This window comes from Mesorhizobium sp. WSM4847 (assembly GCF_055811335.1).
Genome location: NZ_JBVVPY010000001.1, coordinates 493,796 through 509,409, shown reverse-complemented (window position 1 = coordinate 509,409; position 15,614 = coordinate 493,796). Strand labels below are relative to the sequence as shown.

At 60.8% G+C, this 15,614-nt stretch carries 15 protein-coding genes; 11 read left to right on the top strand and 4 right to left on the bottom strand.

Annotated features, from left to right (window positions below):
* Positions 1-35: 35 nt before the first annotated feature.
* Complete coding sequence (locus AC0L28_RS02400; RefSeq protein ID WP_473475312.1) at positions 36-896, bottom strand: MurR/RpiR family transcriptional regulator; 861 nt, start codon at positions 894-896, stop codon at positions 36-38.
* Positions 897-1,110: 214 nt separating this feature from the next.
* Here AC0L28_RS02400 and AC0L28_RS02395 point away from each other — a divergent pair, with 214 nt between their 5' ends.
* The 7 genes from AC0L28_RS02395 (at position 1,111) to AC0L28_RS02365 (ending at position 7,188) form a co-directional block, all read left to right on the top strand.
* On the top strand, positions 1,111-1,290 hold the full coding sequence (locus AC0L28_RS02395) for a hypothetical protein (protein WP_023799517.1): 180 nt from the start codon (positions 1,111-1,113) through the stop codon (positions 1,288-1,290).
* A gap of 119 nt (positions 1,291-1,409) precedes the next feature.
* Positions 1,410-2,393 carry a SctD/MshK family protein gene (locus AC0L28_RS02390; protein ID WP_473475310.1) on the top strand — a complete coding sequence of 328 codons (984 nt, stop codon included), beginning with the start codon at positions 1,410-1,412 and terminating at the stop codon, positions 2,391-2,393.
* Positions 2,394-2,431: 38 nt separating this feature from the next.
* Positions 2,432-2,830 carry a hypothetical protein gene (locus AC0L28_RS02385; RefSeq protein WP_473475308.1) on the top strand — a complete coding sequence of 133 codons (399 nt, stop codon included), beginning with the start codon at positions 2,432-2,434 and terminating at the stop codon, positions 2,828-2,830.
* Positions 2,831-2,847: 17 nt separating this feature from the next.
* Complete coding sequence (locus AC0L28_RS02380; RefSeq protein WP_287171961.1) at positions 2,848-3,159, top strand: tetratricopeptide repeat protein; 312 nt, start codon at positions 2,848-2,850, stop codon at positions 3,157-3,159.
* Entirely contained in the window at positions 3,156-5,318 is a 2,163-nt protein-coding gene (gene sctV, locus AC0L28_RS02375; RefSeq protein ID WP_473475306.1) for a type III secretion system export apparatus subunit SctV, read from the top strand. Before AC0L28_RS02380 ends, sctV begins: the two co-directional genes overlap by 4 nt.
* 57 nt (positions 5,319-5,375) lie before the next feature.
* Positions 5,376-6,725 (top strand): type II and III secretion system protein family protein, encoded by a 1,350-nt coding sequence (locus AC0L28_RS02370; protein ID WP_473475304.1) that lies wholly within the window; start codon positions 5,376-5,378, stop codon positions 6,723-6,725.
* 13 nt (positions 6,726-6,738) lie between these two features.
* On the top strand, positions 6,739-7,188 hold the full coding sequence (locus AC0L28_RS02365) for a hypothetical protein (RefSeq protein ID WP_473475302.1): 450 nt from the start codon (positions 6,739-6,741) through the stop codon (positions 7,186-7,188).
* A gap of 239 nt (positions 7,189-7,427) precedes the next feature.
* On the opposite strand, the gene AC0L28_RS02360 is transcribed toward AC0L28_RS02365, so the two are convergent.
* Positions 7,428-8,195, bottom strand: a complete 768-nt coding sequence (locus tag AC0L28_RS02360) for a tetratricopeptide repeat protein (protein WP_473475300.1) — start codon at positions 8,193-8,195, stop codon at positions 7,428-7,430.
* Between the two features lie 120 nt (positions 8,196-8,315).
* Between AC0L28_RS02360 and AC0L28_RS02355 the strand changes: the two genes are divergently transcribed.
* Positions 8,316-9,356 (top strand): EscU/YscU/HrcU family type III secretion system export apparatus switch protein, encoded by a 1,041-nt coding sequence (locus AC0L28_RS02355; RefSeq protein WP_473475298.1) that lies wholly within the window; start codon positions 8,316-8,318, stop codon positions 9,354-9,356.
* Between the two features lie 65 nt (positions 9,357-9,421).
* On the opposite strand, the gene AC0L28_RS02350 is transcribed toward AC0L28_RS02355, so the two are convergent.
* Together AC0L28_RS02350 and AC0L28_RS02345 are read right to left on the bottom strand one after the other, a co-directional pair.
* Positions 9,422-10,522 (bottom strand): SGNH/GDSL hydrolase family protein, encoded by a 1,101-nt coding sequence (locus AC0L28_RS02350; RefSeq protein ID WP_473475296.1) that lies wholly within the window; start codon positions 10,520-10,522, stop codon positions 9,422-9,424.
* Positions 10,523-10,957: 435 nt separating this feature from the next.
* Positions 10,958-12,241, bottom strand: a complete 1,284-nt coding sequence (locus tag AC0L28_RS02345; protein WP_473475294.1) for a hypothetical protein — start codon at positions 12,239-12,241, stop codon at positions 10,958-10,960.
* On the opposite strand from AC0L28_RS02345, the gene AC0L28_RS02340 reads away from it, so the two are divergent.
* The 3 genes from AC0L28_RS02340 (at position 12,221) to AC0L28_RS02330 (ending at position 15,589) form a co-directional block, all read left to right on the top strand.
* Positions 12,221-12,625: a hypothetical protein gene (locus tag AC0L28_RS02340; RefSeq protein ID WP_473475292.1), complete on the top strand. Its 405-nt coding sequence runs from the start codon at positions 12,221-12,223 to the stop codon at positions 12,623-12,625. The genes AC0L28_RS02345 and AC0L28_RS02340 overlap by 21 nt on opposite strands.
* A gap of 532 nt (positions 12,626-13,157) precedes the next feature.
* On the top strand, positions 13,158-13,442 hold the full coding sequence (locus tag AC0L28_RS02335) for a hypothetical protein (RefSeq protein ID WP_287071679.1): 285 nt from the start codon (positions 13,158-13,160) through the stop codon (positions 13,440-13,442).
* Positions 13,439-15,589, top strand: coding sequence for a GDSL-type esterase/lipase family protein (locus tag AC0L28_RS02330; protein ID WP_473475290.1), 2,151 nt, complete (start codon positions 13,439-13,441; stop codon positions 15,587-15,589). The genes AC0L28_RS02335 and AC0L28_RS02330 overlap by 4 nt, the downstream gene beginning before the upstream one ends.
* Positions 15,590-15,614 lie beyond the last annotated feature (25 nt).

Genomic DNA, 15,614 nt, shown 5'->3' with positions numbered 1-15,614 from the left:
ACGCCCCCGCGCCCGACAGTGGAAGCCCCAGAAGCTTACCGGGGCGGCTTCCAATAAATGCCGAAAGCAGCGAGTTGCTCTTCCGACTGTCTTACTCGTTCGGCAGCATTCACTTCAGACTGCACAGCCGTCAGTGCCGCCAGAATCTCGACGGCGGCGAACGCCGGCGCCATGCTGCGAAAGAACGACTGCGAATTTGCCGTAACGATGATGGTCTCCCGCGCGATCCGGGCCAGCGGCGCCACGCTGCTGTCGGTGATTGCCACCACGCCGACACCCTGCCTGGCCGACTGGCGCGCCACGTCGATCGTCGTTCGTTCATAAGGCGACATGCCCACAGCAAGGAGCACGTCGCCGCGTCCCGCGCCCTGCAAGGCATCCAGACCATGTCCGCCCATCTCGCCGACAAGCGTCACCTTGCGTTCGCCGCCAGCCAGAAACGACATGATGTGAACGAAGTGGCTGGCGACCGGATAACCGGAGCGCGCGCCGAGACCAAACAGATTGCGTGATCGTGCAAGGAGGTCTGCGGCGGCGATGAATTGCGAGGCATTGCCGTACTCACCCAGACTTGAAACCTGCGCCGCGAGCGTGTCGGCGACAACCCCTGCAGTCGAATATCCGGGAACGCCACCCTGGTCGGCACCCCGTCGCGCCGGCTCACCGGCGCCTGTCTCACGCAGCGCGCGCGCATAAAGGCTGCGCATATCCTCATAGCCTTCAAGGCCAAGCCATCGCGCCAACCGCATCATCGTGCTGTGCGAAACGCCGGCCTGATGGGCCTGCTCGCGCATCGACATCAGTGCGACATCCTTAGGATGGTCCAGCACGAAACGCGCGGCGACCCGCAGCTGCGGCGGCATATTCTCGAACCGTTCGACCAACAGCTCCGCCAAAGGACCTTGTTCCATTCTGCCATACCCCATTTACCCCGATGGCAGGTTACTCCTCCAATGGTGGCAATGCAACAGTTGGAACCGAACTGGTTCATATATTCCAAGTGGACTTTCATTTTCGATCACGCTGCCTTAAGCTGCTTTCGCAACCTGCCGGATCGCGTCGACGTGATTCCGGAGTTTGTAACTTGAATGGTCCCTCAAGGAGACAATGATGGCTACCCCTCCCATTACGTCCGGCGCTGCCGGGTCGCCGGAACAGAACCTGGACAAGATGATCAAGCATCAGGAGCGCATGTTTAGCCTCGAGATCACAAAAGAGATCGCGAAGTCCCAACATGACATGCTGATGAGCACCGCGAGGACGCTCGGCCAGTCGGCCGAAAAGGCCTAAGGCGGGATTCTCGAACCATGCGCCGCCGCAAGCACCCGGCGGCGCACGTCCACGGCACGAACGTTTCGATGCCGTTGCCAGGCTGCGTCTGAATTGTCATCAGCGGGAGATGAAGTGGCATGACCGCTCATTCTAACGGCAAAGATTGGGCTAACGGCAAAGATTGGGCTATCGGCCGCACCCCGGCATCGCGACATTCCGTTGCGCTCAGCGTAACGCAGGGATTTCACACGGGCGCCCAACTTAGTCTGGTCGAGCCTCTGTATACGGTCGGCTCCAGCACGGAGTCCGAAATAGTCCTTATGGACGCCGGCATCGCGCCGGTCCACGCAAGGTTGCGGCGCAAGGGCAGCCAGATTGAAATCGAAGCCGTCGGCGGCGATGTCACGCTCGCCACCGGCGAGGTCATCCGTGAAGGCCAGGGCCGCCGCTGCAAGCTGCCGCTGTCGATAAGCCTCGGCGATGCCCATATCCGGCTGGTCAACCCGGAACGCCCGCCGAATCGCTGGTCTGTTTCCAATCGCCCCCTGCTGGTTGCAGGCAGCGTTCTCTTTGCTGTCTTCGCTGTTTCCGTCGCCGCCAATGGGTTCTCCTTCGCCGAGCCGGACATTGGCAAAAAGCTGTCCGCTCAGGTCGATAAACCGATCACGTTGGCCCTCGCTGGCGAGGCCGGGCAGAGTGTTCTGGACGATTCATCGCCGACACCCAGTGCCGCCGACGCGGAACGCCAGTTCAAGCTGCGCCTCGAGCAATCCGGCATCAGCACATTGACCGTTCAGCAATCACCTGGACGGCTCGTGGTCTCGGGCATGATCGCCAATGACAAGAATGCTGCCTGGACCGAAACGCAATCCTGGTTCGACCAGACGTTCGGCGCGCACCTCACCCTCGCCTCCAATGTCATGATCGGCAACGCCGAGCAAGCTCCGCGCCTGAGGCTGCAGGCGATCTGGTATGGCGAGCGGCCCTATGTCATCGCCACCGACGGCGCACGCTATCATGAAGGCGCATTCACCAATGACGGCTGGACCGTCAAGCGCATTGGCGAGACGGAACTTCTCCTGACGAAGGGCGGCGCCACGGTCGCGCTGAAATATCCGTGAACCGCCGGCTTGAAGGGCCGCGATTCGATACGGCAAGGATGGATACAACCGGCCGCGAGGTGCGGCAGGCGGAAGGCGTGCGTGGTCAGGCAATCAACCGTCGGCGGATGAACGGCGTCGACAAGGCCGCAAGCCGGGCCCAGGGGACGACATCGGCCGCTGGTACGGAAAAGCCAGGAACCGCGGAATTCCAGTCCTCTCGGGGCACGAACAGCGAATCGCTCGACGAGGCGCTCATCAACTTCGTCATGCCTGGTATTCCCGAGCCTGCAATCCTGCGTCGCTCGGTACCCATTCTCCAGCATTTTGTAACGCATCTGGTTGCCGGCCTTGAGGGAGGCGAGCCACTCAAGAGACTTGCCAGAACGCTGATGGAGGATGAAATCGAGCGTCATCGCGATCTGCTTGGCCGGATACAGGAAGGAATCGAAACCTGACTGATCCGCATGACACAGTGCATCTGCTGCATGTCCTGGGCTATCTCTACGGGTGTCACGGGCAGGCAAAGCGGGGCGCGGCATATTTGCTTATCGCGGCGCAGCTGTCGCCGGGAAATGCCGGCGTTCTGCGCACGCTGGCGCATCTGCTCATACTCGATGGCGAAGCGGACAAGGCGCTTGCCACCATTGCCAGGCTGGAGACGCTCGAGGGAATGGACCACCCGACGCTGGCGTTGCTGAAGAGCCGCGCGTTGATTGTGGCCGGCCGCAAGGCCGAGGCGCACAATGCCTTGCGGAGCTTCCTGTCGCATCGAGCCGCCGAATGACGGTATCGGAACGCCTTCTGCAGTTCCTTGCCAAGCTGTCACGCCGTAGCGATCTGGTCATTGCCATCCTGATGCTCGTTGCAGTGGTGATGATGCTCATTCCATTGCCGACCTTCCTCGTCGACATTCTCATCACCGCCAATATCGCCGTCAGCGTGCTTATCCTGCTGGCTTCGTTTTATGTTTCTCATCCGCTCCAGTTCTCGTCGCTGCCATCGGTCATCCTCATCGCCACCTTGTTCCGGCTGGCGATCACGATCACGACCACGCGACTGATCCTCCTCCAGGCCGACGCAGGCGAGATCGTTTCGGCCTTCGGTAGTTTCGTCGTCGGCGGCAGTATTGCCGTGGGCCTGGTGATCTTCCTGATCATCACCGTTGCGCAGTTCATCGTGGTTGCGCGGGGTGCGGAACGCGTTGCCGAAGTTGCCGCGCGCTTTACGCTCGATGCGCTGCCCGGCAAGCAGATGAGCATCGATGCGGAGTTGCGCAACGGAGACATCGATCAGGCGGAGGCACGCCGGCTTCGCCAGCAGCTTGAGCGTGAAAGCCAGTTGTTTGGCGCGATGGATGGCGCCATGAAATTCGTCAAGGGCGACGTCATCGCCGGCATTGTCATCATTCTGGTCAACCTGATCGGCGGTTTCGCGATCGGAACGCTGCAGCACGATATGTCGCTGGGCGACGCCGCCGTGACCTATTCACTGCTCACGGTGGGTGACGGGTTGATCGCGCAGATACCGGCACTGCTCGTCGCTGTGGCCGCCGGCACGATGGTGACGCGCGTCGGCGGTTCGGACGGCACGAGCGACCTTGGCAAGCAAATTACCAGCCAGCTACTACGCGACCCCCGTGCGCTCGCACTCGCCGCGGTGATCATGGTCGGCCTTGCCGTGGTGCCGGGCTTTCCGCCCCTTGTGTTCCTGATCCTTGGTGCCTGCTTCGGCGCCGGCGCCTACTCCATCAACCGCCGCACCGCGCGGGAAGCCGAATTTAGGGATATCGGCCAGACCGCCATGGCCGAACAAGCTGGAAAACCCGCGTCGCTTTCATCAACGGCCGTTGGAACACTGGCTTCTTCATCCCGCATCGTCGTACGCTTCGGAACCGAACTCGGACGCTCGGTCCCGGAACCCGAATTCGCCACGCTCGCTGATGGCGTGCGCCGCGAGCTTTTCGGCGATCTCGGTGTCGACGTTCCGGCTATCGGCCTGCAGCTCGACGAGAAGCTTTCAGCGAGAAGCATGCGCATCGATCTGGAGGGCGCACCCATCCTGGATGCTGAAATCCCCGCCGGCCGCGTTCTTGTCGAAGCGGACCCAACGCATCTCGATCTGCTCGATGTGACTTACGAAAAGGGTTCTCCGATTGCCGGCCAGCGCAAATTCATGTGGGTCGATGATCGCCACCTTTCGGCGTTGAAGGAAGCCGGCTTCGTCTTCTCCACGCCGGCGCAAGCAGCGGCCAGATGGACCGGAAATGCACTTCGGCTCTACGCCGGCCATTTCGTCGGGATCCAGGAGACCCGCAGGCTGCTGTCGGACATGGAGCCGGACTATGCGGATCTGGTCAGACAGGCGCAGGAGATCGTGCCGCTGCAGAAAATCGCCGAGGTGCTTCGGCGACTTGTCGGCGAAAACGTGCCGATCCGCAACCTGCGCCTGATCCTCGAAGCGCTGATCGAATGGGGTCAACGCGAACAGGACGTCGTTCTGCTTACGGAATATATCCGCACGTCCTTGAAACGCCAGATCAGCTTCCGCTTCGCTGGCCGTAACAACATCATCGCAGCCTATGTTCTGCAGCGCTCGGCCGAGGATATCCTGCGAAACGCGGTGCAAAGCACATCGACCGGCACGTTCCTGAACCTTTCGGATGACGATGCACAGGCATTGATCGCCGAAATCGAACGAGCCTTGTCGCAGAACGCCACCGATGTCTCACCGGTCGTCCTCGCGGCGATGGATGTACGCCGTCATATGCGAAGCCTGCTCACGCACAATGCCATCGAGCTTCCGGTCCTGTCCTTCGGGGAAATCGCACAGGAATTCAACGTCCAGCCATTGGCCACGATAGCCGGCCGCTCGGGCGTGGCACGCAACGTCTCTCGGTCGCTGCCATCGGCTGAGGCGAAAGCCGGACAAGAGGCAGCCTCATGATGCCAGCCGGGCGGATTGGGACAATTGGGGGAACTACATGCTCAAGAGGGGAACGGCATGACAATCCACGATACCGCAGCAGGCGTTCGATCCGCCACTTTCGCCGGGCGGATGCGCTGGCTCGCTATCGCGACGATTGGTGTCTTGCTGGCGTTTTTGTTCACACATGCCGACGCGATGGCACAGGATGTGTCACCATTGCCGAGCCGGCCAACGGTCGACCTGCCGGTCGGGCAAGGACGCCTGCTGCGCTTCAATGAACCCGTTGAATCGGTCCTGATCGCCGACACCACGATCGCCGACCTTCAGGTCGTGTCGCCGGGGATGGTCTATGTCTTCGGCCTGAAGCCCGGCCTGACCAACCTCATTGCAATCACGGCCGATGAGCGGGTCGAGGCAACGGCCCAGTTCCGCGTCACCCCCGATGTCACGCCTGCCAACGAAGCGAAAGACGCGATGCAGCCGAACTCGGCGACAAATCTCTCGATTTTCGGGACCCGCATTGTCGCGACCGGCGAGGCAGGAGGCGTCGAGGAGGCAACGGATGTCGACAATATCGCCCGCACGTTCTCGCCGCCGGAACAGCCGCCGCTGAACAACATGACCGTGCAGGGGTCGCAGCAGGTCAACATCCGGGTCCGTTTCGCCGAAGTCTCGCGCACTGAGTTGCAGTCCTACGGCGTCGACTGGTCTGTCGGGTACAGGAGCGGCGGTTTTGAATTCAACATGTTCCAGGACAATGGCGTGCCCTCCGGCACCGGCAATCTTGGTTTGAGCATGGACCAGGCGCAGGGCATCAACTTCGACATTCTCATCGAAGCGCTGCAACGCAACGGCGTCGTCAAGATACTGGCCGAACCGAACCTGACAGCGATGACCGGTCAGACCGCGAGCTTTCTTGCCGGCGGCGAAATCCCGGTTCCGATTCCGCAAGGAACGGACGTCGTTACCGTTCAATACAAGTCGTTCGGCGTTTCCCTCGGGTTCACCCCTACGCTGATCGGCCGCGATCGCATTGCGCTCCATGTTCAGCCGGAAGTCAGTTCCTTGTCGGAAGCAGGCTCAGTCAGCGCCAATGGCTTTGCCATGCCGAGTTTCGTCGTGCGCAGGGCTGACACCACGGTCGAGGTGGCGAGCGGCCAGACCTTTGCGATCGCCGGTCTTTTCCAGCAGCGGACCTCGCGTAATCTGGAAAAGTTTCCGGTTCTCGGCGATGTGCCAGTGCTTGGCCCGCTTTTTCAGTCACAGCGCTTCCAGCGCGAAGAGACGGAACTGGTGATCCTGATCACGCCCTATCTGGTCGAGCCGGTGCGCGACAGCCTCGCCACGCCGCTCGATCGTCCGGCGGCCAAGCGCCACAGGAAGCGCGCCAATGACGCATCGGCGATGGGCCTGATCATCAAGTAGCGGGGAACCGGACATGACATTTCGCATCGCATTGTGCTCTGTTCTTCCGGTGCTGCTTCTGGTCGGCTGCGCGAACGGCCGGCAGCAGCCGCAGGAATATTCTCCCGGCTACAGCTATGTTTCGACCGACACCGGCGGCTCGCAGAAGGGCGTCGGCGGCTCCATCCTTGCTCCCAATGCATGTCTGAACCAACCGGTCGATGACGACCGTTCTGCCGCTGCGACCAATCTGACGATCGTCACCGGCGTCGGCTCCCACCTGCCGCCCGGCTGCGCCAACGCCTACAATCTTCAACGCATGGCCGAAAGCCAGCGGGACCTCGTCGAGGGCCGGCGCATGGGGGCGGCGGCGGCCGCGCCGACGGCAAATGCCGCCCGGCGTTACCTCAATGGCGAAGAGGCGCCGATCGGTGGAGCCAACAGCGGGCCGGCGACGCCGCAAACAACGCTCCCAGTCGAGTGAGCCGATGCGGCCTTGCCCACCCTCCGGGCAGGCCCGAGGGCACGCTTTTGCGCGACATGCATAATTTGTCCGGTTGTTTGCGCGTCGGCCTCGACCCTTTCCGGACCGATGCTCTAGAGCGGTTCGTCGTTTCACGGAAACGCCGAACCGCTCTATCTCCTTGTTTTTGCGCAATTCCCCAGGGAAAGCGCTATGCGCTTTTCCCGGGAAAACCGTTTCACACTTTTCCTGGAATTGCGCTAGCCGAGGATAGAGCCGAGCGCTTTCGCCCTTGCCTGTGTGCTGCCCTTCGACCGGATGGTTCTGGCACGCGCAAGCAAGGTATTCACCTCCTTGGTCGCCAGGCCGATCGGTGGCGAGGCCCTGACCTGATCGGCCTGGCCAAGAAGTCCGTAGACCACCACGACGTTGCGCTTGTGATGCAACTGCGCATTGGGTGCGGCGGAGATCTTCTGGACCAGCGGCAGTGCCGTGGCGGAATTGCCTTCGAGCGCCGCGGCCAACGCCATGTTGCTCTCGACGTCGAGATCCCCCGGCGCAAGTTTCAACGCCTGAGCAAAAGTGGTCTGCGCCTGCCCCGTCTGACCGGCGAATGTCTGCGCCACGCCCAGCCTGATATAGGCGCTGCTGGTATTGACCAGCGGCGCGGCCTGCGCGAGCGCACGCATGCCGGCATCGATATCGCCCGTCTCCATCATCGCCGAGCCAAGCCCGAGCATTGCCCCTCCGTCATTGGGCGCTTTTGCCAGCGCGGCCTGATAGGCTTTAGCCGCCTCGGCGGGGTAGCCGGCTCGCATATAGGCCTCGCCCGCCTTGACGAAGGCGCTCGACTTGGCATCCGGCATCGCTGCCGCGCGCTGGTAGAGCGCGATAGCGGTGCCACTGTCTCCCTGCGCATGGATATCGTCCGCAAGCTTGATCAGACGCTCCGATTGCGACGACGGGCCCTGTGCCTTTGCCTGCTCGGTGCCGGTTTTGGTCGTCTGACAACCGGCCGCCGCCAGCATGGCGACAACGGGCAAGAACACGACGTGCAGCCGCATATTCACCTCTCCGTATTCAAGCCCGCCGCACCTTACACACGGCCTTGGCCGACTGGAACCACAACAGTGCGATAAGATTGCAACATGGCCGAAGAAGCTGAGGAAAAGAAACTACCGGCGTCCGACAAGAAGCTTCGCGACGCTCGCCGCAAAGGCCAGGTTTCGCAGAGCCGCGACCTGGCCTCCGGCTTCACGCTTTTCGCAGCGCTTGGCTATCTTTATTTCGCCTGGCCGATGCTCTTCGGGCACCTTTCGGAACTCGTGCAGACCGTGACCACCCCCGGCGATTCGTTCGTTGAAGTCAGTCTGCGGGCCATCCGCCATTCTTTGTCATTGCTGATGCTTGCCACATTACCGCTCGTCGGAATCGTTGTCGTTCTCGCCGTGGTCTTCGGCATGCTGGGAACGTTCGGGCCGGTCTTCTCGTTTGAGCCGCTCAAGCCGCAATTCGATCACATAAACCCGGCGAAGGGTCTTCAGAAGATCCTGTCGCTGCGCAACGTCGTCGAGTTCACCAAAGGCCTGGCCAAGGTGGTGTTGCTGGCCGGCCTGTTCGCATTCCTTTTGATCGCATGGCTGCAGCCGCTCTTCGATGCTCCGGGATGCGCTCCGTCATGCCTGCAGCCAATTATCAAAGCGGTGCTGACACCACTTGGAATTGCCGCCGCCCTGGCCTTTGTCGTCATCGGCGTGATCGATGTTCCTATTCAGCGCTGGCTGTTCCTGCGCGACATGCGCATGACGACAACCGAATACAAGCGCGAACACAAGGACCTCGAAGGCGATCCGTTGATTCGACATGAACAGCAGCGACAGCGGCGTGAGGCCGTGATGCAACCGGCGAAGCTGGGCGTGAAAAACGCGGTCATCGTTTTCGTGTCCGGTGACCACGCAGTGGCATTGCGTTACGTCAGGGGTGAAACGCCGGTGCCGACGGTCGTCGGCAAGGGCCAGGGCCGAGCGGCTGACGAGATGACGGCTCAAGCACGCCAGACAGGTATTCCGGTGATCGAGGATGCGGCCGTCGCCGGCCCACTCTTCGAAAATACGAACACCGGAGCTTACATCGGTCAGGAGATGTTCTCACCGGTCGTACGCCATCTTGTCCGGCTCGGGCTCACTTGAGCCATGCGCGAACCGACCTTGCCGCAATGCCTGAGCAGCGCGGCAAGGTCAGCAGCGACAGCCGACTACTTGGCTGAACCCAACAGGACGTCGAGATCGACCGCGTCTGCCATTGCCTTGTATCCCGCGTCGTTGGGATGGAGGTTATCGCCGCAGTCGTAGTCGTCGCGCAGATACCCCGGCTTGGCCGGGTCTTCCATCACCTTGTCGAAGTCGACCACGCCATCGAAGCCGCCGCCGGTGCGGATCCATTCGTTCACCGCGACGCGTATCTTTTCCTTCTCGGGCGTGTAGTAACCCTCGGTGGGAAGTCCTTTGAAGGTTTCGGCGAAGGGGGTCAACGTCGCGCCTACTATGCGTATGCCATGGGCGTGCGCGCGGTCGATAAGCTGTTTGTATCCGGTGATGATGTCTTGCGCCGTCGGTTCCTTGTCGTCCGGCGTGATTGCATTTTCGCCGGGCCAGCCGATATCGTTGATGCCCATCATCAGGACGACGGTCGAGACTTTGGGATGGCTCAGTATATCGGAATCGAAACGTCCCAAGGCATTGACACCCATACCGTCGGTCAACACGCGATTGCCCGAAAAAGCTTCGTTGACCACCGCGACCTTGCGGTTGGCCTCCTGCAATCGGTTGGCGATATGGTCTGGCCAGCGATTGTTGGCGTCAGGGGTCGAGCAATTGCCATCCGTGATGGAATCCCCGAAAAACACGATCGCCTCGGATTCCGGCACGGCGTCAACCCATATGTCGCTCAGAAACAGGCGCGATTTGAGTGTGCTGTCAGCCTTGAACGCAGTCTCGTTTGTGAAATTGCCCGGGCCGGAGATGTAGGCGGTTTGCACGCCATCCCAATGCACCGACGACAGCGCCGTCTTCTTCGGCAGGAAAATGCTGACCGAGATTTCGGAAAGCGCTTCTGCCGAGAAAGCGATGGGGTCGCTGAGGATCGGAGCTCCCGGCGGAACGACCACAGAACTCTTGCCGCCCCAGGTCAGAGGCTTCAAGGTCGCCTGATCGACGTTGCCGTCCTTGCCTGCTATTCCGACACTGCCGGCACCGATGGTCAGCGGCTTTTCGCCAAAAGCATTCGACAGCACGACCCGCACGCCCTTGCCGCCAACGCTGATGCGGGCGACCTGGCGGACGGTCTGGTTCTCCAATACCTCCGGCACTCCGAAAGGCGCAGGAAGATCATCCGACCAGCGCGGAGCAGGTGTGGCAGCCCAAGTGGTGATCCAGGCTCCCGTTTCGGCGCCTTGTGCCGAAAAACCTGCGATCGCAGAACCGGCCGCCACAGCTGCACAGATCAGGATAGTCTGACGTCGACGCCGCTTCCTCCCTGCTGCGGCAGAAACCACCGATGAAACCTTATCCGTGAAAACCAAAGGCCAGTTGAGCCGCATTTTTATCTCCTCCTCGAGACATGCTGGTAATGCCGCCGCCGGCCTTATTATGACGGGCTGCCTGGGGAATGAAATTCAACTTCCGTGGCAATCTTGGACCAGCGTCAGGGGCAAGGATTGCGAGCGTGGAAACTGGTGCTGCCCTATAGTCAAAACTCGCGTGCTGAAACGTCCGCAGCGCCCTCGCCGGATTCACTGGCGGACATCGATCCTGGGCCCCAATGTCTGGGTCATGACCCGCCGCACGACCTTGCCATCCGCGACATCGAGGCAGACGGTATCGACCAGGTATCGATACGCGACGATGTCGCGAGGCTCCAGCGCCTCAAAAGCGCGGTGCAGGAACGGCATGGAATAATGATGGTGTGGATAGAAGTTGTAACCGACCGCGACAGACGAGTTCGCCAAGTTCGCGGCGCGATTGTGCTGTCCAAGAATAAACGACGCCGGGCGGGCCGCATCGTAGTCAGGCGGCGTGATTGGCAGTTCGACTGGATAGGCGCAATCCTGGGTAAGCTTCATGACCTCATAGTTGGACGAGGCAACGTCCGACGACTTCGGCCGCACCTTCCTGATCCCGATCTGGCCCCAAACTGAGGTCGGAACGTGGCCGGATTCACGACGATATTCCTGATAGCCGAAGTGACGGGCATAGAGCAGATAGGAAGCGTCGCGGAAAAAGCTCGGTGCGACCCGCACCCAGTCACCTTCTTTCGTCAGCGCCTCGAAATGTGCTTGCCGGATTTGCCTTGAATCGTACCAGCCGAGCCGCGCGTTATAAAAGACCGCGTCGCCGAATATGGTGACAACAATCCCGGTTACGATGGCAGTCGTGGAAAACGAACTTTCCTTCATTCTCGTCAGAGCCGCGACGATCAGACTGTTCAAAATGATCCAGTGCAGAAAAAGGGCGCCGCTCAGAAGGAAGATCCCGATATGCATGATATCGAAGAACGCGGTCAGTCCGATGAGCCACCGCCGGCGCAAAAAAGCGAGAAAGCATAGAAGCTGCGCAGCAAGGATAACGACATTCATCGGAATCTGGACCGCCCTGACCGCTTCATAAGCATGAGCGAGCAGCGATTCGGAAAAGCCCAGCGGGGCCGCGCCCAACCCGTACCCGGCCAGCATAATGGAACTGGTCGGGTTCTCCAGGATCCAGCTCAACGGCCCTCCGTCAAGCGTGACCTTGGCCATCCCGGACATGAAGTAGTTGCCAAAATGGGCGCCGATTCCGGCAAGCAGCAATATGCCGGCAGCCTGGGCCGCGAACTCCCTGGTTCCGAGTTCGCCAAGGCTGGGCAGGTTCCTGGTGAAGAGCTTCAGCCGGCTCAAACTCTGCAGCAGGCCAAGGGCCAACAGGCCACAGGCCAGGAAGAGACCGACCTCAATCAACGGCGCATAGTCGTTGCGGCCCAGTTCCGCAGCACCGGAAACTGCCCGCGTGACGTTCTTGTGGAAGGCGAAATAGACCATCGGAAAAATGGCGAAGGATGGCCGCTGGATCGAAAAAAGCGCGGCCAAAAGCGCGATCAGGCGAGAATAGACGAGTACATTGCCCAACGCGTCGGCGCGAGCTGCGTCGGCAATGCCGAGTTCGTCTCCAAGCCCGAAGCTGAAAAGGCCCAGCGTTATCGCCAGGCCGACCACGATGATGCGCGCAGCCCGCGCCTCGGCGGGATAGCGCACGAATGCAAAAAGGCAGCAAAGCAGAGCCAACCCGATGGCGCTGACCGTGGCGAGGGCAGGATCGTGCCACGCCACGCGGGATGCCGCCTTCTCGTACAACAGGATCGGAACGACCCCGCACAGGACCGGGAAAAAAAGAAGAGCTGCAAGGACATAACGCTCAACGGGTGAACGCTCGATGCCGACTGACGGCCAACGCCGGGCGCTGCCCGCTCCGATGCTCATCCCATGCTTCTCCCGTCTTCCGGAATTTTCGCCTCACCTCTTCGGTGCTCGGTGCTCACCTTCCGGGGGACGGGATGAGCCCTCACGCAGCCGCACGTTGCCGCCGGATATTGCTGCACTGCAACAGAATGCGTACTACAACCTAAACGCACAGGCAACGACGAAAGTTCAAGCCGCCCCTGGCTCAATGCGCGCGCGCAATTTGTGCCAATTACCGATAAATGCCCGCGTTAAATTGCCGACCTGTCGCAATTTGGTACAACAACAGCAACAGCGATCGCCGCCCGCGTCACCGTGCCCGGTGTCGAGCCAAGGTATTGCAGGCTCAAAAAAATGTTGCCAATCTACCCAAAGTAGTGGCAAATATTATGTTGCAGTGCCTAAGAGTGCGATGCAACATTGAATTTGTCTCGCTGACCTGCAGAAAACCGATCGCATCGGCGTCAGGTGCAGGTCAGTGGCTGAGAGGCCATGGACAATGGTACTCGACACCCGGGTCAAACAGGTCGCCGACGAGCACCACGGTATCGTCGTGATCGGCATTGGCTTCGATTCAGGCTTTTTCCTGCACCAGTTCGTCGGACGGAGGAAAGCTCGTGTTCTCGTCCCCGAATGGGGACGCCACAATACGGATGATCGGCAACTCGAACGCCGCGCAAACAGCAATATCCGGGACGAGGACGCCGGCAGATCGTGGAATCACACGATCGGCCTGGGCGGTCATGCCGGTGAGCAGCTTTGCCAGGGGGAGAAAATACTATGACGGTGTTCTATGACAGCAGCCGTCCGGACGCTTTCATCGGCGGTGCCGGTTCGGACGCAGTCACTTACGGCGCTTCGTCCCGTGGAGTCATCGCCGATTTGGCTTCCGGCCATACTTACAAGTTGCTTTCGATACTGCCGCTGGGCGATTCCATTACCTATGGCGTGATCGCGAGCTCTTCCGATACCGAAAGCGGCGGCTATCGGAAGTTCATGCTGGAACAGTTGGCGGCACTCAATGTGAAGATCGACTTCGTCGGTTCCTCGTCCAACGGACCCGCCAGCATGAGCGATCGGGATCACGAGGGTCACCGCAACTGGACGCTCAATCAACTGAACGGCATCGACAACGATGTTGTGGCAGCTACGAAACCCGACGCCGTGCTGCTGATCGCCGGAACAAATGACAGCTCGACCGACAGCGTGCCAACGATGCTGCAGGATTTGCGCACCCTTTTGCTCAGCCTGACCTCCAGCGATCCCGCCTTGACCGTCTTCGTCGGATCCTTGCCTCCCGTTCGCGTCGGCCAACAGTCGCAAGCGCGTGCAGACCGTGTCGATGCGTATAATGATGCAATGCCCGGTCTGATCTCTGAACTGGCCGCCCAAGGGCACAAGATCGCCTTTGTCGACATGCGTGATCTGACACCGGATGACATCACCGCGCCGCCGCTTGACAGCGGGCTGCATCCGACTGCCGGGGGCTATGCAAAAATCGCCTCACATTGGATGGCCGCCCTGGAACAACATCTCGGCCTGGACGGGACCGGTATCGGAAGCGACCGCGACACCTTCACCAGCATCGAAAATCTTACAGGCTCTTCCTTTGCCGACCAACTCGGCGGAAACGAGGGAGCCAATGTGCTGGATGGGCTGGCTGGCGATGATTTGCTGGAGGGCCGCGGCGGCTCCGACCAACTCATCGGCGGGGTTGGCGCCGACACGCTTGTCGGCGGCACGGGTAATGACGTCTACTATGTCGACAATACCGGCGACAAAACCATCGAGGCGACCAATGGCGGCGTCGACGAGACGCATGCTTATACAAACTGGACCCTGGCCGACAACGTCGAAACCCTCTTCCTGAGGTCGGCTGCCAATCTGGCGGCAAAAGGCAACGGGCTCGCCAACACCATGGTCGGCAACGGCGCAGCGAACACGCTCGAAGGCCTCGGCGGCGACGATCGGCTGGATGGCCGGGGCGGGTCGGACCGGCTCGTCGGTGGCCTTGGCGCCGACATCCTCATCGGTGGAACGGGAAACGACAGCTTCGTCTTCGCCGCCGGCCATGGCCACGACACCGTCACCGACTTCGACCTTTCCGGCGATGATCTCCTGGAGATTTCAGGCTACCAAAGATATAGCGAACTCCGGCAGGTCGGGAGCGACACGCTGGTCGTCTTCTCCGACAGTGACACTGTTCTCCTCAAAGGCGTGACCAGCGCCTCCTTGAGCAGTTCGGATTTCGTCTGGATCGATCCACTCGACGAGCCGCCGCCGGGGTCAATCGTAGGCGACGACGGCAACAATACGCTCACCGGCGGTTCCGGTGCGGACGTCATTCATGGAATGGGCGGCAGCGATATCTTGAACGGAAAAGCGGGCGCCGACACGCTTGTCGGCGGCGCGGGTGATGACGTCTTCCATGTCGACAATGCCGGTGACAAAACCATCGAAGAGAACAATGGCGGCTTCGACGAGACGCACGCCTATGTAAACTGGACCCTGGCCGACAACGTCGAAAACCTCTTCCTGAGGTCGGCTGCCAATCTGGCGGGAAAAGGCAACGAACTCGCCAACACCATGGTGGGCAACGGCGCAGCCAACACGCTCGAAGGCCTCGGCGGCGCCGATCGGCTGGATGGACGCGGCGGGTCGGACCGGCTCGTCGGTGGTCTTGGCACCGATATCCTCACCGGCGGAACGGGAAACGACAGCTTCGTCTTCGCCGCCGGCCATGGCCACGACACCATCACCGACTTCGACCTTTCCGGCGATGATCTCCTGGAGATTTCAGGATACCAAAGATATAGCGAACTCCGGCAGGTCGGGAGCGACACGCTGGTCGTCTTCTCCGACAGTGACACGCTTTCACTGAACGGTGTCCTCGTCGCAAGCATCTCGAACAGCGATTTTCTCTTCGTGTAGAGCGGCATCTCCCTACGCTATGTCA